At 54.5% G+C, this 3,724-nt stretch carries 1 protein-coding gene; it reads left to right on the top strand.

Annotated features, from left to right (window positions below; genetic code table 11):
* The first annotated feature begins 23 nt into the window (after positions 1 to 23).
* Positions 24 to 3,518, top strand: coding sequence for an RHS repeat-associated core domain-containing protein (locus KGA96_RS29790; protein WP_223516068.1), 3,495 nt, complete (start codon positions 24 to 26; stop codon positions 3,516 to 3,518).
* Positions 3,519 to 3,724 lie beyond the last annotated feature (206 nt).

Below are 3,724 nucleotides of genomic sequence, written 5' to 3'. Positions count from 1 at the left end.
TGGCGATCGAGAGCGAGACCCTGGTGCACCTCGATGGCAGCAACGAAACGCTCCTGCAAGAGACCCGGCGCAGCTACCACGAACTGCCCGGCGATGCGTTCCTGCACGGCCGCCCGGTCACTCAGCAAACCACCCTCAATGGCAAGACCAGCACGACCTCCTATCAGTACGAAAGGCTGTCCAGCGCACTGGCTGGAGAAACTGTGCTGAAAACCACTGAACTGTTCGCCGGTTTTGACGGTATCCAGAAAGCGATGTCAAAGCAGCACTCGCTAATCACTGGTGAAACGGTGCTCTCCACTGACCTCGACGGCGTAGAACTGCTACGTCAGTATGACGCGCTGGGGCGGGTGACCAGGGAAATCGTCTCACCGAATTTTCCTGATGTTAAAGGCGAGCGCATCTACACCTACAGCCTGACTTCGGCCGACGGTCAACAGGCGTCACAAAGCGTCACGGAAGTCAGTGGCGTGACGAGCTGCACCCGTTTCGACGGTCAGGGGCGAGTGATTTACCAGGATTACGCTGAGAAAACGGAAACACCTCGGCAGGTTTTTGCAGCCAACTATGATGCGCTGGACAACCGTGTCGAAGAAACCCGCTACGACTGGCTCGATGGACAATCCATCCCGTTGCGCCAACAGTTCGAGTACGACGCCTGGGGCGTCGTCTGTCGTACCATTAATCCGGACAGTAGCGTGAGCAATCTCTTGTGGTCGCCTTTTGGCAGGAAGGGGCCGATCGAATACAGCTGGCTGGAGACAGCAGGCGCTCAGTCAACGATCACTATCAGTAACCTGACAGGGAGCGAGTACAACGATTTCGGCAAGGTTGATCGTGTTGAACGACTGGACGCGCAGCCATTGATCGAACTGTGCCGCCAGGAACCCGCGCGCTCGGTGATCGAGCACCTCAAGCAACTACTGAAGGATGCCGGATTGCCCACCGTTGGGGTCGCTCGCTTTCACTACGACGGCAAGAGCAATTGCGTTCAACAAGACGAGCTGTACGATGATATCGAGAGCTCGACGCATTTTGCCTACGATGCGTGGAATCGTGTGGAGGCAACTAGGCTCGCCGACAACACCGTAATCCAGCGAGAGTTCGCAGAGCAAAGTATTGACCAGCAGGTCACTCGCTTGAACGTCAAACCCAACTCTGCCCCCGAAGTGACGGTCGGCCAGCAAAAATTTGACAGTCTCTTGCGCCTGACTGAAGTGAGCATCGGCGACTCGGATAACCCGCGAATCGAGCAATATCGCTACACAGGTTCGCAAATGCAGCCAAGCCAGCGCATCACCCCGCTGCAAACGTTCGACTATACATACAAGCCCGAACTGACCCGGCAGCCGACAACCATCAAAGCGGGCGAAGATCAGCCGGCGACGTACGTCTATGACCCCAAGACCGGGGGCATCGTCAAAGCCACCAATAACCAGGGACTTCGTGCTTACCGCTATACCCCTGGCGGCCAACTGGAGCATGAAAGCTGGACCGATACAGACGACAACACGATGGAGACCCACTACGTCAACTCCCTCCTGGGGCGGCAGCTCAGCCGCAGCATCACCGGTGGCCTGGATACCGTGCACACCTATGACGAATACGGACGAGTGAGTTCGGTCACCCAGGGCAAGTTGAAAGCCGATTTCGAATACAATGCGCTGGGGCAGGTTCAGCGTACCACCAGCCGAAACGAAGTAACGGGCGTCACGCTGGTCGCTGATGTGCAATACGACACTCAGGGTCGCGAAGTTGAACGTATCCTGAACGTCAGCCATCAACCACCCTTCACCATCACCCAGACCTGGCAGGGCGACAACCAGCTCAAAAGCCGCCACCTTAGCGCGGACGGGCGCAGCCTGCTCACCGAAGAGTTCGTGTATGACCAGCGCAACCGACTGGTGCATCACAAGTGCTCGGGCACCCAAAAACACCTGCCGCAGGATGCTTATGGCAACTCGATTGTCAGCCAGGTGTTCACGTTTGATGCGCTGGACAATGTTCAACGCGTGGTCACGCAATTCGAAAACGGGCTCAGCGATGTCGCGCGATTCTTCTATATCGATGAAGACTTCCCCGACCGCCCCAATGATCCTTGTCAGCTAAAGAAAATTACTCACACCTACACTGACGGCGGCTATTCCCCCAGCCAGACATTCGAGTACGACGCCAACGGCCATATGCTCAATGACGAAGCCAACAGGCGCATGGTCTACGACAACCAGGGTCGCCTGATTGCCGTCAAGGATCCGACGGGCCAGCAAACCCTGATGACCTACCGCTATGACGGGCACAACCATCTGGTGGGTGTTCGTCGGGGCAACGAAAGCGAAACGCTGCGCTTTTACCAGGGCTACAACCTCAGCCACACTCGCCAGGATACGACGCACATACACTACCTGTTCGATGGCAATCGCCCACTGGGTCAGCAGCAAGTGGATGATCACGCCCAGACGATGCTGCTGATGACGGACGGCAGCCCGAATGTCATTGGCGAATGCTTGCAATCGGGTGTCAACACGGCGGTCTACAACGCCTACGGTGTACGCAGCAGCAGCGAAGGCGAAATGCGCAGTCTGCTGGCGTTCAACAGTGAGGTGTGCGAGGAGGTCATTGGCTGGTACTTGCTGGGTCGCGGCTATCGTGCCTACAACCCGAACCTGATGCGCTTTCACAGCCCTGATTCGTTCAGCCCGTTTGGCTCGGGCGGGCTCAACCCTTATGCCTATTGCCTGGGAAACCCCATTACATTCCGTGATCCGAGCGGTCATCGTGCAACTTACACGCGCCCGGATAACCCCGGATACATCGATCCCATCGAACAACCTAAAGGGACATCGTTACTTGGAAAAATAGTCAGTATTCTTGGTTTTGTTGCCATTGCCGTAGCTGCAATCGCCGCCGCCATCTTTGTTCCCGCCGCCGGATGGGTTTTCGCTGCTTTGGTGATCGGTGCAATCATTACATCGATAGGTGCCGCCGTCGCCACGTACGGAACTATTGCTGACGATGAAACAGCTTTTTACGTTGGCTCAGGTCTTACAATTCTTGGGGGTTTAATTAGCGGGGCCGCGTTTTTTAGCAGGGGTAATCCGGATAACCCCGATAAACCTAGCCCTCCACCAAGCCAAAGTGGAAGTAACGATTCTGGTTCATCAGGCCCGAATTCTAACTACATACGCAATATAGAAAACTTAACAGATGAAAGCGCACTTGGTCGCCAACAGGGGCCAGGCCGTCAAAATTCAATCTACGTTAGTGATTCTGACGAGTCGGATTTTAACCAATTCACCGACAACCTTAGTCAACGCAGTAATTCATTGCCCAATATTTTGCCTAGTAACAATGACAATCAATCAATACAGCCCGACATTACACCCGCTGCCCCTGCCCCCGCACTACGACGTTCGTCTATACCGAATATTTTCCCTAAATCCAAACGAAATTCAAAAGGAGAATGGATTGTAGATCTCCAGAATAGGATTTTTACGACAGATGGTCCAACTCGAAAATAATCTACTTTATTTTTAGCCCCCACCACTAACGTCAAGTCTCTCACACGAGCGTGCAACCACTTACAGGTTGCACGTTCCCTTACTGCCACTATCTTAAACTCAACGCCCCTCCGCAAACACCTTTCAGCATTTCTCTCGAATCAATTTCAACATAAATTCAACTGAGAGTTCTCTCATATCCCTCCCCCCTCCCGCCTCCTAGAATC

It is taken from the genome of Pseudomonas sp. GL-R-26 (assembly GCF_019947365.1).
GTDB lineage: Bacteria > Pseudomonadota > Gammaproteobacteria > Pseudomonadales > Pseudomonadaceae > Aquipseudomonas.
Note: the sequence above shows the minus strand (reverse complement) of the source record. Positions and strands in the feature narration are given on the sequence as shown.